The following is a 17,586-nucleotide window of genomic DNA, read 5'->3' on the forward strand; positions in this document are numbered from 1 at the left end:
GCTTTGATTACATATTCATACTTCCCGAAAAAGCCTTCTATTAATAATATTAACGACATTATTGATCAAAATAGACTAATAGCTTAAGTCGAACTCACGTTACTTTATTGTTATGGTGTTTTGTATTTCTCTCTGGATTTTCTCCTCCAGTTTATAGAGCAGTATTGATGTTTAGTGTGATTAGTCTAAGCGTTGTTTTAAGTCGGGATAGTAAATTGGAGTACAGTATCGGTATAGCTTTGGTTCTGAGTCTAATATTTGAACCCTTACTGCTGTACAATGTCAGTTTTCAGATGTCTTATGTGGCTGTATTGAGTATTGTCTTTTTGCTACCTATCTTGAGAAAGTTTAGATCCAAGTATAAAGTGTTGAATTATTTTATCGACATTACCTTTGTGTCTATTGTGGTTCAAATTGGCTTATTACCCTTGCAGTTGTTTTATTTTCAACAATTTACTTTTGCATTTTTTATTGGAAATCTGTTGGCTATTCCTGCTGTTACTGTAATCCTTTTACTTGCCATTTTGGTTGTATGTAGTATTGTGTTTACAGGGAGGTTTTACCTATTCTTAGATGTTGTCTTTAATGCTTCTTTAGATTTGTTTCTTGGTTTAGTTAGTAAACTGCAATTAGTCGAGTTCTTAGTTTTTAAGGAGGCCAAGGTAAGTAGCTTAGCTATATTGCTTTATTTTGGTTGTATTGTATTACTGTATTGGTGTTGGAAGTTAAAGAACAGATGGAGCTTTGCTTTCTTGTTGATTTGGTGTAATGCGTCTATTTATGCACTTATTCTTGAAAGGAAAAACACTGCGACGGATTGTCTTTTGATGCCTTATACTTCAAGAAGGGAGTCACCTGAGATTGTGGTTTATCAAAATAGTAAATTGATACATCAGTTTGGTATTAGCGATGCTACAACGAATAAGATTATTCCTTATTTAGACTGGAAGATTTTAGTTCTGCATGAACACTCGCCTTTTTACTTGAATGATATTGCTTACGACTATCTGATTGTCATTGGAAATGCAAAGGTAAATTACGATCGGTTGTTTTCTGAATGTACTTTTTTGGAAGTCGTTATCAGTAGTAATACACCTACTTGGTTGAGAGAGCTGATTAAGAAAAGTTGTTTAAAACACAATATCCCTTTTCACGATATTTATGAAAAGGGATATTGGGAATTATCAGTATAATATTTTAAATCTGATTTAGAAGTTTTTCAGGAGTCTGGTAACCTACAATTGTTTTGGTAACTTCTCCTTTACTATCAAAGATAACCATTGAAGGATATCCTGGTATTCTCAAGAACATTGTGAAATCGTGTGTAGCATTCTTGTTCTTTCTTTCTGGGTCAAAACCAGGATTAGTATATTTATTTCCCTTGTGGTTTATTTCTTCATTACCTTCAGCGTTAAACTTAACAGCATAGTAATTCTTATTGATGTGTTCTACTACTTTGCTATCAGTAAATGTCATTTTATCTAACATTTTACAAGGTGTACACCATTCTGTAAAGGCATCCATAAAAATCGGTTTAGGATTTTTCTTTTGAGCTTCAGTTGCTTCGTTAAAAGTCATCCATTTGATTTCTTGTGCTTGTAATGTAAATGAAAGCATTGAAATAGTGAATAATAAGAATATTTTTTTCATGAGTTGTCGAGTTTTTTTATTAATGTTTATTTTACTCCGTGCATTAGTTTCTTAAGCAATGGGTTTAATGCGATAACTAAGATACCCGCAACTATAGGAACAACAGTAAAGATTAAGAAAAATACTGATAGTGAATATTCTTCAGTTATTTTTTCAATTTGCCCTCCTAATTTAGCAGCTAAATTATTTCCAATTGCGATTGCAAGATACCACATTCCAAACATTAATGCAATCATACGGCCAGGTACGAGCTTTGAAACGTATGATAAGCCAACAGGAGAAGAGAATAGCTCTCCAAGTGTATGGAAAAAATAGGCGAATACTAACCACATCATCGAAACCCTTGTACCTTCAGATATTCCATGAGATCCGTAGGCAAGAATACCAAATCCAATTGCCATAATGATTAATCCTAATCCATATTTAATAGATGCTGGCGGGTTAAATCTTGAATCCCATAGTTTTGATACAATGGATGCCAAGGCGATGATAAAGAAAGAGTTAAGTATTGAGAACCACGAAGCAGTTATTTCTACTTGATTATCTTTTATTTCAGTAATTTCAGCTTGAACGATTGTCGTTGCTTTATTGTGTGTTTTGAAATCAGTAGTCAGCTTATCTTTTTGTTTATCACTAAGAATTGTGAAATTTCCCAATTCCTCATAGATTTCAACTTTTTTCCCTTTTTCCAATATATCTAATTGAGATACGACAGCAGTTTGTTTTACAATATCGTCCCCTTCTTTTGGTTGATTTGCTGGTGAAATAGGCGTGTACTCATATATTTTTTCATTGTGTTTATCCAATTTTGGCTCACCAGCTTTATCTAAAGCTACTGTTTTAATTGCATCGAAAGTTACTTCGTACGCATTAGAAGACCAATCTCTCCCTAACATCCAGATTGCTGCAGCCCATACCCCAATAAAGGTAATAGCTAAAACAATATTTGATATCAAAGCTTTCTTGATTGTTTGTTTGGCCAGTAAAAATAGAACCCAAGAGATAATCAATAGTGGTACTACTGTTAATAGGAGATTAAAGACATTGAATAGCATGGCCTTGTTTCCAATTAGTACCCTTTGTGTATTATCTCGTGCAAAAACTATAAGCGAAGTTGCTCCCTGTTCGAAAGACATCCAAAAGAAAATAGTAAAGAATGCAAATATGATTACAGCAATCATTCTATCTCTTACGATTTTAGTATATCTAACAATACGAGAAATAATTAGGTAAAGAAAAATCAGTAAACCAGCTATAATAATTAGTGTCTTTCCGTCATATCCCAGTATGGTCTCAGGAAACAATTTTATTTTACCAACGATATAGAACGCATCGTCAAAAGCATATAGAAAGCCAATGATAGATGTAATTACAATAAGTATATAATCTAAAGTTGTGAAAGGGTTCAGCTTTACTGCTTCTTTCTCTTCATGAATAGTTGTATGTGTGTTTTTTATATCACTCTCTGACAGTTCTATCGACTTGTTTGGCACATCTCCTATGTTTCCAAATATAGGCTTAGCAAACCAGAATTGCAGTGTTCCTAAAAGCATAAAGATACCTGCAAGTCCAAATCCATAGTGCCATCCAATACGCTCTCCAATGTAACCACATAACATCATTCCAAAGAATGCACCTGCATTTACCCCCATGTAAAAAATGGTGTATGCTCCATCTTTTTTCTCAGGAAAAGACTTGTACATTTCGGATAAGATTGAGGTCATGTTTGGCTTGAAGAAACCTGTACCGACTACAAGTAATACGAGCCCTAGATACATAAAGAACTCTGTTTCTAAAGTCATTGAGGCGTGCCCCAATGTCATGATAAGAGAGCCTATGACAACAGCCCATCGATATCCTATATATTTATCAGCTAATATTCCACCAAAGATTGGTGTGATATAAAGTAACATAGCATAAGTTGCAAATATAGCTCCAGCATCTACCATACTCATTTCCCATCCGGGATTTAGTCCTATGACTGACATGGTTAGGAATTGGATTAGTAGTACGCGCATCCCATAGAAGGAGAATCGTTCCCACATTTCTGTAAAGAAAAGAACGAATAATCCAGAAGGATGTCCTAATACTTTACTGTCAAAGAAATTGGGTTGCGTAGAAGTGTCTGTTTTCATTATATATAATAAGTTTAGGTTGGTGTTTCCTCTTTTAGGCAATGCTAAAAGGCTAAAAATAGTAAAATAAACTTATAAATATTTTAATTGAAAAAAAATTACTGTAATTATATGTCTTTTTTGTTGTGTTTTCTTCGTTATTTACTTTTTTCTTGTTTCTCAGGATCATTTGTAACAACCGCTTTATTTAAAAGTATTAGTAGTTTCCATACTTTCTGTTCTTCATTGTGTTTGTAATGTCTTTGATTCGTTACTTATCTTGTTTTAGTTTTAAGTAGGAATAGAGGAGTTGTAAGAACAAGTGGCAAATCAATCAATGCTTTTTGGAGTATCTATTTAAAAATAAAAAAAAGCGCTTTAAGTATTTAAAGCGCTTTTCTTACCATTTATCTTATCTATTTTTCTTTTCAATTGGTCGAATAATCAATCTATCATAAGCAATCAATGTTATTACTGAGAAGATTCCTATTCCAAATACGACATACCATATTTTGTTTGGATTATACGTACTCCACAACATATCTGCCATTTCCCAATGTGATAGATTTAGCTTTTGTTCTGCTAAAGCAAAATATTCATTCTTAGAGAAAGGGAAATGTACTTGACTAATATCGATATTTTTTGAGGCTGCAAACTCTTTGAAAGATACAGTTACTGCATTCCAATCTACGGTATCAGCTTTAAGGTTAAACTGTTTTTCGAAGGCAGATAAAGTCATATCTAGTGTTTTTGCACCTTGTTCCATGAATTTTTCATGGCTGACTACTTCTGGCATATCAATATTTCGCGTAGTCATTTCTCTTTTCAATAAAGACAATTTATCTGACCAAGATTGATACAATCCTCCCGATATAAAACTGGTTACGAAGTAACTTGCTGCAACAGGTAAAAAGTATGTTCCTTGATATAGTCCTTCTTTTCCTTTTGGTGTGATTAAGGCGATAAAAGATGAAACGGTTGGGCTTGACATCATTTCTCCGATAGAGAACACCATTGTTCCTATGATTGTAAAAATAGGATTATGAGTGTAGAAAGTTAACCCAACACCTATACTTGCTATAACAGCCCCTCTAATCACAGCGTTTATATGACGCATTTTTGTCACGAAGTATGAAATACTCACTTGGCAAACAATAATCATAAAAGAATCAATATTCGTAAACCACTCTGGCTTAACTTGTCCATCTTGAGTCATTAGTTTACCTAATACGGGTATGTTTTCATTTAACCAATTGCTCAAGGCAGCAGAATTTACCCAATCTTCAATAAAGTTTGGCAACGTATTAAATAACTGGTTGAACATCGTCCAAAAACCGATCATTAAAACAAGTAATATACCTAAACGAATATCTTTTAGTGCTTCAAATATACCTAAGATAGAATCTTTGATAGCTTTACCTATAGAGTCTTTTGGCTTTTCTATTCTAGGTTCTTTATAAAATAACAATAGGACAATTAAATTGATTCCTATTACTATTGCTGCTTGAATGAAAATAATTTTCCAACCATAAGTAGTACGAAGTCCTGAAGACATAGCGGGTCCTATAAAGCCCCCGATATTAACCATCATGTAGAATATCCCAAATCCCATGGTTCCTGTAGTTTCGTCTGTGTTTCGAGCTACGATGGCTGAAGCAACTGGTTTAAAGAAAGCTGCACCAATCGCAACAAGTAGGAATACCATATATACACTCCAATATGCGCTTACTTGACCTAATAGGAAGTAACCTGAGATCATGATTAAGTAGGCTATTGTTAAAGAGATCTTATATCCAATACGATCAGCTATCACTCCAAAGAGCAAAGGCAAAAAGTATAATATCCCAACGATACCTCCCATAATACTACCTTTTTGTACATGGTCGAAACCAAGACCTCCTGTATCTGTTGACCCTACCAAATAAAGACCTAACAGTGTATAGATACCATACCATGCCCAACGTTCCATTAGTTCCATAAAGCTGGCAATCCAGAAGTTTTTATTGAAAGATGTTACAGTTTGTCCGAATGATTTATTGTTCTGTGACATTGTTAAAGACTGTTTAAATTTTAGGGGAGTAAGTTAAGTCGTATATTTTATACGACAATGAATTAATGGGAGAAATTAAGGTTTTTTTCGGATGTATTTTATAGGAGTAGATAAATAGAAATTATAGCTTCTTATTTTTATACTGTTAATGCTACAAAAAGAAAAAAAGAAGAGGTTACTGATAAGTAGTAACCTCTTTTGGGTAGTCTTCCAATTTGCTCATTTGTATTACTACCTGTTTTAATGTGCAAAAGCTATTTACTTTGTTTTTGTATATATACAAATATACTAAAAACTTCTACATGTGTTTTATCCTTATAGACAATCTATTTAGATAATTCTTCTTATGTACACTTTGCTTATTTGTTTAATTGAATCTACTGTTTTTATTTGGTATAGGTACTTATTGTGACAGTTTTTAGCATTTTTAATTTTCTAAAAGTCTATCTGACTCATTTTATATTAAAAAACAAAGAAAAAGTACCATGATTTACTTAAAACACCGCAAATATTTGTAAAAATTAATAAAATAACGCATTAAGTTGTGTTTATTTTATTAAATTTAACACGTTTTAAAAAGGGATGTGATACGTTAGTTGATATTTTGTTTTTGACTGAGTAAAACACTCTTGGAAGTCTTCAATTTTGATAAGATAGGTTGCAAGTTACAAGTGTTCTTATGAAAGATAATTAAATTGTATTCCTGTGATGAAATGGAGAGTAAACTTATAGTAGTATTACCTTTATCAGTAGTATTGCTTATTTCAAAAGTGCCTTGAGTTTATACATTAGTACTTTTGATTTTTTAAAGATTTGTTTCAGTTACCTATAGTTATACTATTCGTATAAGAGCAAATGATAGTAATGTTGACAATAACGAGCAGAAGGAGAGTGATATAAAGCCTAATAGTACTTTCCAGAAGCATAGAATAATGTAGACTAACCTGTTTACGATGAAGTAATAGATAGAATGAATAGACATCTTAATTAGGTTGATGTAGACAACAAAACAATTTTTCTTTTCAGCTGAGCATAACGACTTTGTCGTTATGCTTTTTTTTATGATATAAGTGTAATCCTTGTAAATTATTTGTTATGTAATTTAGAATATTAGATTCTATTTTTGTCAGTTCTTTACAACCTGTAATTAGTTTGTGTATGATTAAAAAAGAGGATTGAGAATCACTTTTAGCCTACCTAACAACTTTTAATAAAAATCGTAAAAGTTAATAGATTCAAACTTCTTGTGTGCAGATGTAAACGTTTAGCGAGGATACATGTTTCGGTAGTCAATTCAAGAATCTAATAGTTGTCATCAAATATAGAGCCATTTGTCGGTATCGAACCTCCAAATTGTGGTGATATTAATTTGCTTGTTTCGATTATTCTATTATTGTCTTTTCTATCTTACTTATCTTCTTATCAACTTTTAGGAAAGTTTCAAAAGTCTCCAATCTCAATAAATTTGCGATGAGCATCTTAAGTTAGTTTTGTGTAGATTAGTGTGGTATTTGAGTATTTGTGGGGTATGATTGAAGTTTGTTTGCAATACAATGCTCTGTGAATCTTTTATTGCTAAGTTGCTTTGTTTATTTTTAATTGAAGTTATCTTGCAATTATTACTATAATAAATTAAGCTATTAGTTCTTACTTACATTAACTAACCCCATGTCCGTTAATTAGTATAAAGGGATAATAGATACTATTAACTCTTGTTTATTTGAACCAAACCTCGTAGCCAAAACGGCAAATAGCTATAAACATAATAAAGAGGAATACATATCTAACCCAAACTTGCCCTTTTAGAATAGCCATTTTAGCTCCACAATATCCTCCTAATCCATTGCAAAGAGCCATTGGAATAGCTATTTTCCATACTATTGCACCCTTTAATAGGAATAAACAAATACTTCCAAGGTTAGTTACTAAATTTATCATTTTAGCATAAGCAGATGCTTTAAAAAAATCAAACCCCATTAAGAATATAAACCCCATAATAAAGAATGTACCTGTAGCAGGGCCAATGAAGCCATCGTAGAATCCGACTACAAGGGATATAATTATTCCCCAGATGTACTTTTGTCTATCGGTGATATTGCTTATTGCCTTTCGCGTAAAGTCTTTCTTGAAGTAGGTGAAGATCCACAAGAGTATTAATATGACGAATAATAAGGGTTTCATAAAGTCATTATTGACCTTAGTGAGTGTATAGGAGCCTAAAAAAGCACTGCCAAATGACAGAAAAGCAAGAAAGGCGAAAAAGAGCCAATTAATTTTCGTTTTTTTAATATACAGTCTGACAGCCATTGCCGTACCTGAAAAAGCAGGGATTTTTAACGTTCCAATTACTGTAGATACTGGTATTTGAGGTAGTAATGCTAAGCCTAAAGGGGTTTGAATTAGACCACCACCACCAGCTACTGCATCAATAAAACCAGCACAAAAAGCTACAATACCTAAGTACAACAAAATGTCTAATTCCATTTCTGTTATTAAAGTTTTAAATTTTAGAAGTGTAATTAATCTTTACCAATCTATGTCTATAATTTCTCTATTAAAGAATCATATCACAATAGTTAACTATTGTGTTATACCCTTTCTCTTGAAAGTAATGCTTTGGGTCTTGTTCATGGGCAACTAATACGAAGTCACCTCCCCATCCTCCTAAGCTTTTTATTGAACCCGGAAAGTCGCTGAATAATTCCTGTTTAACAGTAGGTGTGTTTAATACACGACTCATGATGTTTTCGTGTTCTTCAATGAGTGTTTGGAATTTGACAAAAGATTGCGTCGTACTCATTTCTTTACTGATAGCAGAAACTTGATTAATTTCATATGTAAGATTGCCCTTTTTGGAATGAAAATGGGCAATAGCTTCTTTGCTATCTTTCTTTTTATTTAGGTATACAAAATATAAATTGTCAGCAAATATCGGTTTAAAGTCTATTAACTCAACAGTTGGTTGAAGTGGATCTGTAAGCGTATAATATAAGCCTTGATTGTGTTGCGCACAAGCTATATCATATCCACTGCCTCCAAAAGATTCAAAGAGCAATTGGTAAGGATTAATATTAAACCACTGAGCAATATTATTTATCCATGTAGAAGAAGTACCTAGTCCCCAAAGCCTTGGGAAAGTTAACTCTGTAATAACTTCAAACCCAATCTTGTCTTGTGATAGTAACTCACTGTTTTGTTTATGAGCAGCACGTAGAACTTGGAGAAGAGTTTCAAAGTATGTTGAATGATCAGTAGTAGTCGAGTTTGACTTGATGTCAGTAATGCTTATTTCTTCATCTATCCACTTTTTCCCATCGATGTCTAATCCAACCCACTTAATTGTAGGTTTGTTGGTTTGTTTCACAATCATCGATTGCCCAAACTTTGTAGGTAGGGCAAAGGCAAGAGCTCCTTCTAAAACTAAATATTCTCCTGATAACAAGAGTTTTCCGTTGCTGTAAAACCTCTTAGTCATTATTTTCGTAGACTTTCTAATAGTTCAACTACAGCGCTGTGTGATACTACATTCTTTTCAAAATGAGCAACTACTTTTGCGCGTTCTGCATCTGTAGCTTTAAATTGATTAAGGATATTCATTAAGTGCATTTTCATATGACCTTGTTGAATACCTGTAGTAGTCAATGATTTCACAGCTGCAAAATTTTGAGCTAATCCTGCAACAGCGATGACTTGCATTAATTCAGTAGCAGAAGGATTTTGAAGCATAGTAAGTGCTACTTTGACCATTGGGTGTAAAGAAGTCAAACCTCCAACTGTACCTAATGCTAACGGCAAATCTATCCAAAACTTGAATTGGCCATTTTCAATAGAAGCATGAGATAAACTACTGTATCGCCCGTTTCTCGATGCATAGGCATGTACTCCAGCTTCGATAGCTCTAAAGTCATTACCAGTTGCTAATACAACTGCATCAACTCCATTCATAACACCTTTGTTATGAGTGACTGCTCTATAAGGCTCAACTTCTGCTATGCGGACTGCTTGAACAAACTTTTCGGCAAAGAGTTGAGGATCTTTTATATCTTTTCCTTTTAGGTCTTCTATCGGGCAACTTACCTCTGCACGAACAACACAGTTAGGTACGTAATTTGACAGAATACTCATAATTACATCGATAGCCTTTTCTTTTTCTGAAAAGTTTGAATATTGCATTGCCTCATTCTTAAGGGTTTTGGCAATCTGTTCAAGACAAGAGTTGATGAAGTTAGCCCCCATACTGTCTTTTGTTTCAAATGTAACATGTAATTGATAGTAGTTCTCTATATCAGTTGTTTTGTCACGTAACTCAATATTCTTAATTCCGCCCCCTCTTTTTTGCATATTCTGAGTAATTGGTGCGGTATCTTCATAAAATTTGTGTTGGATTGTATTTATGAATTGGGTCAAAAGATCAATATGACCTTTGTATATGAAGTGTACTTGTCCTATTTTTTCTGTGCCAAGTATAGTTGTTTTGAACCCTCCTCTTTCAGACCAAAACTTTGCCGCCTTTGCTGCTGCAGCGACTACGGAACTTTCTTCTATCACCATTGGTATGGTATACCACTTCTCATTTATTTTAAAATTTGGAGCAACTCCAAAGGGAAGGTAGAAGTTAGTAATCGTATTTTCAATAAACTCATCGTGTAATTTTTGTAACTCTTGATCACTATTCCAATATTGTTCAATGATTTCTATTACATCTTGATTATTATTGAAATAGGTGTTTGAGATCCATTTGATCTTATCGTGTTTACTCAATTTGGAGAATCCGTTTATAGTATTGGCCATTTGATTGTCTTATTTTGAAAGGACAAAGATAAAGTATTCTGATAAGGTTAGGAAAAAACTCGCCAGTCAATTCTGTAAATGTGTGTATTGGGTATTTTGATATAGGTGATTTGCGTTTTTCTAATTCCTTGATAGGTAGTGAGCTGAACGATTTTTATTCTGATTTGTTTGACTTTTCTACATGTGCATTAGGATTATATTGTCGTAAATAAGAAGTACGATTAAGCTATTTAACTGATTTTATCTGCATTAAAGCTTTGTAAAAAGCAATGAAGATTATATAGTTTAGCCATTTTTATTTAAGCGTTAACAATAAAGCATAGTTAGTCCGTTTAAAAAACTAAAAAAAGAACTATTAATATTATTTGTTCAAGTTATTGTGAGTTTTAGTGTCAAAAGTGTGTCAATAGAATTAAGCTTTTATTGGTTAATTCCAAAAAAAAGTTGGTGTAAATCAGATTTTTTCATTAAAATTGGAAGTTTTTTCGATTAAATAAATAATGAAACACCTTAACTTTACCCTATTATTTTGTGTTATTGCCTCACAATTTGGGTTCGCTCAAAAACAGATTGAACTTAAAGAAATTTGGAATGGCACATTTCGTACAAAAGTAATGCAGTCAGTCAATGCTATGGCAAATAGCAATCAATATTCCCGTATTGAGCAAGCTGCTAAAGAAATTCAAGAAATCAATTTATACGATTTTCGTACACTTGAAAAGACGAATACAATATTTAATACTCAAGATTTTAAAGAGATTAAAACTATTGATAGTTATGTTTTTGACGATAAAGAAGAACAAATCTTAATCGGTACAAATTCTCAAGCTATCTATCGCAGATCAAGTTTAGCCGATTTTTATTTATATAATACACTGACAAAATCTTTTGTAAAAGTAGCTGAACATGCTATCATGGAACCTACGTTTTCTAAAGATGGAAAGAAGATTGCTTATGCTTACCAGAATAACTTGTTTATTTATGATATAGCAAGTCATAAGTCTACACAAATTACAACTGATGGTCTGAAGAATCACGTTATTAACGGTATCTCGGATTGGGTTTATGAAGAAGAGTTCAGTATTGTAAGAATGTTTGATTGGAGTTTGAACGGAGATAAAATTGCATATGTCAAGTTTGATGAAACTGAGGTTCCTGAATACTCAATGGATGTCTATGGAAATGGATTATATCCTACTCAAGACAAGTTTAAGTACCCAAAAGCAGGTGAAAATAATGCGATTGTATCCTTACACATATATGATTTAAACACAAGTAAGACCTCTCAGGTTGACTTAACTGAGTTTTCGGATTTTTATATACCGAGAATCAAGTGGACAAATGACAATAACTACTTAAGTGTTCAAGTTATTAATCGTCATCAAAATGATTTGAAACTGTTTTTTGTCAATGGAGGAACATTAGAGAAACAACTAATTTTAAATGAAACAGATAAGGCTTATGTAGATGTTCAGACGTTGTCTTTTCAACCCAATAATGACTTTATTTGGCTAAGTGAGAGAGATGGGCATAATCATTTATATCACTATAACAGAGAAGGTAAACTTATCAATCAGATTACTAAGGGAGATTGGGAAGTAACGGATTACTATGGTATTGATGCAAAAAATAAAACATTATTTTTTCAGTCTGTTGAACAAGGATCTATCTATAGAGATATTTACTCTATAAGTCTAAATGGCAAAAATAAAAAGCGTTTAACAAGTGAAGTTGGAACGCATTCTGCTATCTTTAGTCCGAGTTTTGACGTCTTTATCAACACATTTTCATCAAGTGTTAAGGCTCCAAGATATTCGTTGAAAGCTGCACAGACTGGTAAAGTAATTAAAGAAATTCTCAATAATAGTGAGTTGGAATCTAAGGTTGCTGATTACAACTTGCCTAAGAAAGAGTTTGTTCAGATCCCTACAGAAGAAGGGGTGCAATTAAATGCTTGGATTCTAAAACCTTCTGATTTTGATCCAACAAAGCAGTACCCAGTATTTATGTATCAATACAGCGGCCCTGGATCTCAACAGGTTGCAGATAAATGGTTTGATTCGAATGATTATTGGCATGCAATGTTAACTCAAAAAGGGTACATAGTCGTTACAGTAGACGGTAGAGGTACGGGCTTTAGAGGAGCTGACTTTAAGAAGGTTACTCAATTGCAACTTGGTAAGTATGAAGTAGAGGATCAGATTAGTGCTGCAAAATATTTAGGAAAACAGAGCTATGTAGACGAAAGCAGAATTGGAATATGGGGATGGAGTTATGGAGGATTTATGTCATCTAATTGTCTTTTGAAAGGAAATGATACCTTCAAAATGGCAATAGCTGTTGCTCCTGTTATTAATTGGAGATATTACGACAGTATCTATACTGAGCGTTATATGACTACTCCTCAAGAGAACCCAGAAGGGTATGATGACAACTCGCCTTTTACTCATGCGGATAAATTGAAAGGGAAATATCTTTTGATTCATGGTACAGCAGATGATAATGTGCATGTACAGAATGCAATGGCAATGATAGAGACATTGGTGCAAAAGAATAAAGACTTTGACTGGTTAATTTATCCAGATAGAAATCACGGTATATACGGAGGCAATACAAGACTTCAGTTATATACTAAGATGACTAATTTTATTTTGAATAATTTATAATAGAAGTACACCTTAAAAATATATATAACACCAACCAAAAACAACCTTTATAACACGTACTTAATTTTTAAAACAAACTAATAACTTATTAAATGGCAGCAGAAACAGCTACAAACGCAGATCTTTTTAAGTCTAAGGTACTTGGGCATCCAGCAGGTCTGTTCGTTCTGTTCTTTACTGAAATGTGGGAACGATTCTCTTTCTATGGAATGAGAGTTTTATTAATTCAATTTTTAACAGCTAAAGTTATTTTTGGCGATGCATTCTCAGGATGGGGATGGTCAGCAGAACAAGCTGGTGCACTATATGGTACCTATGCTATGTTGTTATATCTTACACCGATTTTGGGTGGAGTTATCGCTGATAAGTATATAGGCTCACGTTGGGCAGTTATAATCGGAGCTATTATCATGACTTTAGGTCATGCATCCATGGCTGCTGAAGGAATATCTAAGCTATGGTTTTTCGTAGGGCTAGCTTGCTTAGTAATTGGTACAGGATTTTTTAAACCTAATATGCCTTCTATCTTAGGAGAAATGTACAAAGCATTACCTGAAAAGAAAGACGCTGCATATACTATATTCTATATGGGTGTAAACTCAGGAGCTTTCTTTGGAATGATGCTATGTGGATATTTAGCCGAAACTGAAGGATGGCATTATGGATTTGGATTAGCAGGTATCTTTATGTTATTAGGTACAATCCAATTCTGGTTAGCGAAACCTTTGTTGGGTGAACTAGGGGAACTTAAAAAAGTAGATAATACAGTAGAGAAAACATCAGAGCAGATCAAAGAAGATCATGACACTAAAAACCCTTACACATTAGTAGATTATATCTTAATCGGTATTGTATCTGTAATCGGTTTATTATATGCTTTCAATGATCCTTTGTCTAAGAACGGAGTACTTGACCTTTTTGCTTTCTTAGATACAGAAACATTAAGAGGACAGAATATCATGGCAATCCTTGCTTTATTGACTTTCTTATATTTGGTTATTTCTCGTATTTTACGATACGGAAAGGTGATTAGAGATAGAATGTTTGCGGTGATTCTATTGGCATTTTTCTTGATGTTCTTCTTCATGAGTTTTGAGCAAGGAGCTACCTCATTGGTACTTGTTGCGAGAGATTATGTGGATAGATCATTAGAAGGAGGAGCTTTATTGGCATTTAATATTATCAATACTTGTTTAACAGTAATTCCATTGCTGATTATCTCTTGGGTATTATTCTTGTTAGCTAAAGCTACTTGGACTAAGATTGCTATGTCAAATATCATTTTATTCATTTGTTTTGCTGGTATTTGGGCGATGGCTATTTATATGTTGAATGCAGAATTCAATAAAGAAGTTTCTGAGATTACTGTATCTTGGTTCTCTATTTTGAACTCATTTTTCATTATATCATTAGCATCTACAGTTTCTAAATTATGGGATTCTAAGTATAATCCATCAGCGGCTTTCAAGTACGGAATAGGGTTAATCTTTGTAGCTATTGGTTTTTTAATTTTAGGATTAGGCTCAATGGGAGCAACAGAAGGAGTAAAAATGTCGATTATATTCCTAATATTAACATACTTATTCCATACCTTAGGGGAATTATTTATCTCTCCGGTAGGGCTATCTTATGTATCTAAATTAGTTCCTGGAAAGATGCTTGCATTCATGTTTGGTATGTGGTATTTAGCACTTGCTATTGCTCAAAAGTTTGCGGCTATCTTAGGAGGACAAATTGAAAATATAAAAGAGGAATATTCGTTGAGTCACTTCTTCTTCTTATTCACTTTAATACCTGCTACAGCTGCTATATTGGTAATGTTAGTGAATCCACTATTGAAAAAACTAATGCACGGTGTTCGTTAAGAACTCCGTGCATTGCACAATATAAATAATTATAAAAATGAGTCAACAACAGACATTAGAGGAGATCCAAAATTTTGAGGGAAAATATCCCAAGCAAATTTGGAGTTTATTCTTCTCAGAAATGTGGGAACGTTTTAGTTTCTATGGTATGAGAGGAATGTTGGTTTTCTTCATGATACACCAACTAGACTTTGCACAAGCACAAGCCAATTTACAATACGGTGCTACTCAAGCATTCGTTTATGCATTCACTTTCTTAGGTGGTATTTTTGCAGATAAGATCTTGGGCTTTAGAAAATCTCTTTTTTGGGGAGGGGCAATGATGATTTTAGGAAGTGTAATTCTTGCTATTGATCCTCATAAGTTCTTCTTTGAAGGTATTGCCTTCACTGTGATTGGTACTGGTTTCTTTAAACCGAATATTTCTACCATGGTAGGGTATTTGTATAAAAAAGGTGATAATCGTACTGATGCTGGTTTCTCATTGTTTTATGCAGGTATTAACTTAGGGGCTCTTATCGGAGGTTATCTGTGTATTGCTATTGGTAAAGGACATATTTTATCAAGCTATATTGATGAAGCGCATCGTTGGAATGTTGCATTTGGATTAGCTGCTTTTGTAATGTTAATCAGTTTAATCAACTTCATCTTTACCAAAAGACATTTAGGTCCAATTGGACTTCAGCCAAAAGAGGTATCAAAAGATGGTCAAGAAAAGAGAATGCCGTTATGGAAGGAAGTGGGGACTTATATATTGACATTTGCTATGGTACCTGTAATTGTGTTCATGATTGACAATACTGAGTATACGGCTTACTTTATGTATACAGTAGGGCCTTTAGCATTATTGTATTTGATCTATGAGATGACAAAATTGACCAATAGTGAGCGTAAAAAGATTATCGCTGCTTTGGTGTTTATTTTCTTCTCAATCTTATTTTTTGGTATTTACGAACAAGCTGGTGGATCGTTAAGTATATTCGCTGCTCAGAATCTTAATTCTGATTTGTTGGGTATGCATTTAGATCCAAATGGTGTGAATAACTCTGGTGGTGCCTTTTTCATCATTTTCATTGCACCGATTTTAGGTTTATTGTGGATATGGTTAGCGAAGAAGGGAATTGAGCCGAATACAGTAGTGAAGTTTGGTCTTGGTTTCGTGCTTTTAGGAGCAGGTTATTACGCTTTATTTGCGACGAGATTATTTGCTGATTTACAAGGTATGACATCTTTAGATTTCTTTACTTTTGCTTTATTAATCATTACACTTGGGGAGTTGTGTTTGTCACCTATTGGTCTTTCGATTATGACTAAATTGTCTACTGCTAATCTACAGGGGATGATGATGGGGATGTGGTTCTTAGCAAGTGCTTATGGTCAGTATATGGCTGGTATCATTGGTGCAGCAATGTCTACTTCTGATACAGAGAATGTATCTAATTACGAAGCTTTAATCGCATATACGGATGGTTACAAGGAGTTAGGACTTTATGCTGTAATCGCCGGGATATTGCTTATTGCTCTTTCTCCACTTATGAAAAAACTTATGCAAGACGTACGATAATAGTTTGTCTATAGTCTATATAGTATAACAAGCCCCTTGGTTTTTCCGAGGGGCTTGTCGTTTTTTATCACTTGTCTTGCAATGGTTATTAGTTGATATTGATTTATTTATGCTTACCTTTAATGTAAAATTTAGCTATGAATAAGATTGAAGATGTACTGCAAAATACTGACCATAGACCCTGGCCGCTACCAGAAGATAAGTGGGTTTACTATCAAGAGTGGAATAGATTGCTCTTTTTGCACTTTGAAGTCCCTTTTGAAGATCTTAGGGAATTGGTACCCGATTGCCTTACTTTAGATGATTTTAACGGTAAGTACTATATCTCTATAGTACCTTTTACTATGGAGAATATTCGCCCTCGCCAACTCCCTTCAGTGGGGTTTATTTCGGACTTTGATGAATTGAATGTGAGAACTTATGTCAAGCATGGTGACAAAGCTGGTGTTTATTTCTTAAATATAGAAGCAGGTAAGCGATTGTCAGCTTTTGTTTCTCGTTTACTATCTGGATTACCGTACGAAAAAGCAAAAATGAAAAGAAGTAAAGGACAATACTTATCTTTAAACGAGGAGAAGAAGTTCTTTCTCAAAGCTAAGTTTATCGTGGGAAAACCAGTTGTGGAGAAGACCGCCTTACAATTATGGTTGACAGAGCGTTATTGTCTGTATATTTATGAAAATGAGGAATTGTTTAGATATGAAATACATCACAAAGAATGGGATATAAAAGAAATTACATTTGAGGATTTGGTGTTTAACTATCGCTTTGGCAATATTCATTTAACGGAGGAAAACTATATCTGTCCCAATTATTCTGATGGAATAGTTGTTGTCTCCTGGGGTAAAGAAAAAGTAGAAATATAAAGGAAGATTCCTATTCGTTA

At 33.6% G+C, this 17,586-nt stretch carries 11 protein-coding genes; 5 read left to right on the plus strand and 6 right to left on the minus strand.

The window, feature by feature from the left end:
• The first annotated feature begins 107 nt into the window (after positions 1 to 107).
• Positions 108 to 1,193 (plus strand): ComEC/Rec2 family competence protein, encoded by a 1,086-nt coding sequence (locus GOQ24_RS05655; protein WP_208103210.1) that lies wholly within the window; start codon positions 108 to 110, stop codon positions 1,191 to 1,193.
• Positions 1,194 to 1,197: 4 nt separating this feature from the next.
• Here GOQ24_RS05655 and GOQ24_RS05660 read toward each other — a convergent pair whose 3' ends face one another.
• The 6 genes from GOQ24_RS05660 to GOQ24_RS05685 form a co-directional block, all read right to left on the minus strand.
• The gene (locus tag GOQ24_RS05660) at positions 1,198 to 1,650 is read right to left on the minus strand and encodes a thioredoxin family protein (protein WP_155091015.1); all 453 of its coding nucleotides are present in this window, start codon (positions 1,648 to 1,650) and stop codon (positions 1,198 to 1,200) included.
• Between the two features lie 26 nt (positions 1,651 to 1,676).
• On the minus strand, positions 1,677 to 3,785 hold the full coding sequence (locus tag GOQ24_RS05665; protein WP_155091014.1) for a peptide MFS transporter: 2,109 nt from the start codon (positions 3,783 to 3,785) through the stop codon (positions 1,677 to 1,679).
• A gap of 391 nt (positions 3,786 to 4,176) precedes the next feature.
• A complete protein-coding gene (locus GOQ24_RS05670) occupies positions 4,177 to 5,814 on the minus strand; it encodes an MFS transporter (protein WP_160339275.1) in 1,638 nt (545 codons plus the stop codon).
• Positions 5,815 to 7,530: 1,716 nt separating this feature from the next.
• Positions 7,531 to 8,298, minus strand: coding sequence for a sulfite exporter TauE/SafE family protein (locus tag GOQ24_RS05675; RefSeq protein ID WP_155091012.1), 768 nt, complete (start codon positions 8,296 to 8,298; stop codon positions 7,531 to 7,533).
• Positions 8,299 to 8,368: 70 nt separating this feature from the next.
• The gene (locus GOQ24_RS05680; protein ID WP_155091011.1) at positions 8,369 to 9,289 is read right to left on the minus strand and encodes a GYDIA family GHMP kinase; all 921 of its coding nucleotides are present in this window, start codon (positions 9,287 to 9,289) and stop codon (positions 8,369 to 8,371) included.
• Positions 9,289 to 10,605 (minus strand): hydroxymethylglutaryl-CoA reductase, degradative, encoded by a 1,317-nt coding sequence (locus GOQ24_RS05685; RefSeq protein ID WP_155091010.1) that lies wholly within the window; start codon positions 10,603 to 10,605, stop codon positions 9,289 to 9,291. Before GOQ24_RS05685 ends, GOQ24_RS05680 begins: the two co-directional genes overlap by 1 nt.
• Positions 10,606 to 11,105: 500 nt before the next feature.
• Between GOQ24_RS05685 and GOQ24_RS05690 the strand changes: the two genes are divergently transcribed.
• The 4 genes from GOQ24_RS05690 (at position 11,106) to GOQ24_RS05705 (ending at position 17,566) form a co-directional block, all read left to right on the plus strand.
• Positions 11,106 to 13,271, plus strand: a complete 2,166-nt coding sequence (locus GOQ24_RS05690; RefSeq protein WP_155091009.1) for a S9 family peptidase — start codon at positions 11,106 to 11,108, stop codon at positions 13,269 to 13,271.
• A 92-nt stretch (positions 13,272 to 13,363) separates the two neighbouring features.
• A complete protein-coding gene (locus tag GOQ24_RS05695; RefSeq protein WP_155091008.1) occupies positions 13,364 to 15,136 on the plus strand; it encodes a peptide MFS transporter in 1,773 nt (590 codons plus the stop codon).
• A 37-nt stretch (positions 15,137 to 15,173) separates the two neighbouring features.
• Positions 15,174 to 16,700, plus strand: coding sequence for a peptide MFS transporter (locus GOQ24_RS05700; RefSeq protein WP_155091007.1), 1,527 nt, complete (start codon positions 15,174 to 15,176; stop codon positions 16,698 to 16,700).
• Between the two features lie 137 nt (positions 16,701 to 16,837).
• Positions 16,838 to 17,566: a YqjF family protein gene (locus GOQ24_RS05705; RefSeq protein WP_155091006.1), complete on the plus strand. Its 729-nt coding sequence runs from the start codon at positions 16,838 to 16,840 to the stop codon at positions 17,564 to 17,566.
• The last annotated feature ends 20 nt before the right edge of the window (positions 17,567 to 17,586 follow it).

Origin of the sequence: Myroides sp. LoEW2-1 (assembly GCF_009767705.1) — a bacterium.
Lineage (GTDB): Bacteria > Bacteroidota > Bacteroidia > Flavobacteriales > Flavobacteriaceae > Flavobacterium > Flavobacterium album_A.

Coding starts and splice junctions, on each gene's coding strand:
- GOQ24_RS05660 (WP_155091015.1), bottom strand. CDS start 1,650: ATGAAAAAAATATTCTTATTATTCACTATTTCAATGCTTTCATTTACA.
- GOQ24_RS05665 (WP_155091014.1), bottom strand. CDS start 3,785: ATGAAAACAGACACTTCTACGCAACCCAATTTCTTTGACAGTAAAGTA.
- GOQ24_RS05670 (WP_160339275.1), bottom strand. CDS start 5,814: ATGTCACAGAACAATAAATCATTCGGACAAACTGTAACATCTTTCAAT.
- GOQ24_RS05675 (WP_155091012.1), bottom strand. CDS start 8,298: ATGGAATTAGACATTTTGTTGTACTTAGGTATTGTAGCTTTTTGTGCT.
- GOQ24_RS05680 (WP_155091011.1), bottom strand. CDS start 9,289: ATGACTAAGAGGTTTTACAGCAACGGAAAACTCTTGTTATCAGGAGAA.
- GOQ24_RS05685 (WP_155091010.1), bottom strand. CDS start 10,605: ATGGCCAATACTATAAACGGATTCTCCAAATTGAGTAAACACGATAAG.
- GOQ24_RS05690 (WP_155091009.1), top strand. CDS start 11,106: ATGAAACACCTTAACTTTACCCTATTATTTTGTGTTATTGCCTCACAA.
- GOQ24_RS05695 (WP_155091008.1), top strand. CDS start 13,364: ATGGCAGCAGAAACAGCTACAAACGCAGATCTTTTTAAGTCTAAGGTA.
- GOQ24_RS05700 (WP_155091007.1), top strand. CDS start 15,174: ATGAGTCAACAACAGACATTAGAGGAGATCCAAAATTTTGAGGGAAAA.
- GOQ24_RS05705 (WP_155091006.1), top strand. CDS start 16,838: ATGAATAAGATTGAAGATGTACTGCAAAATACTGACCATAGACCCTGG.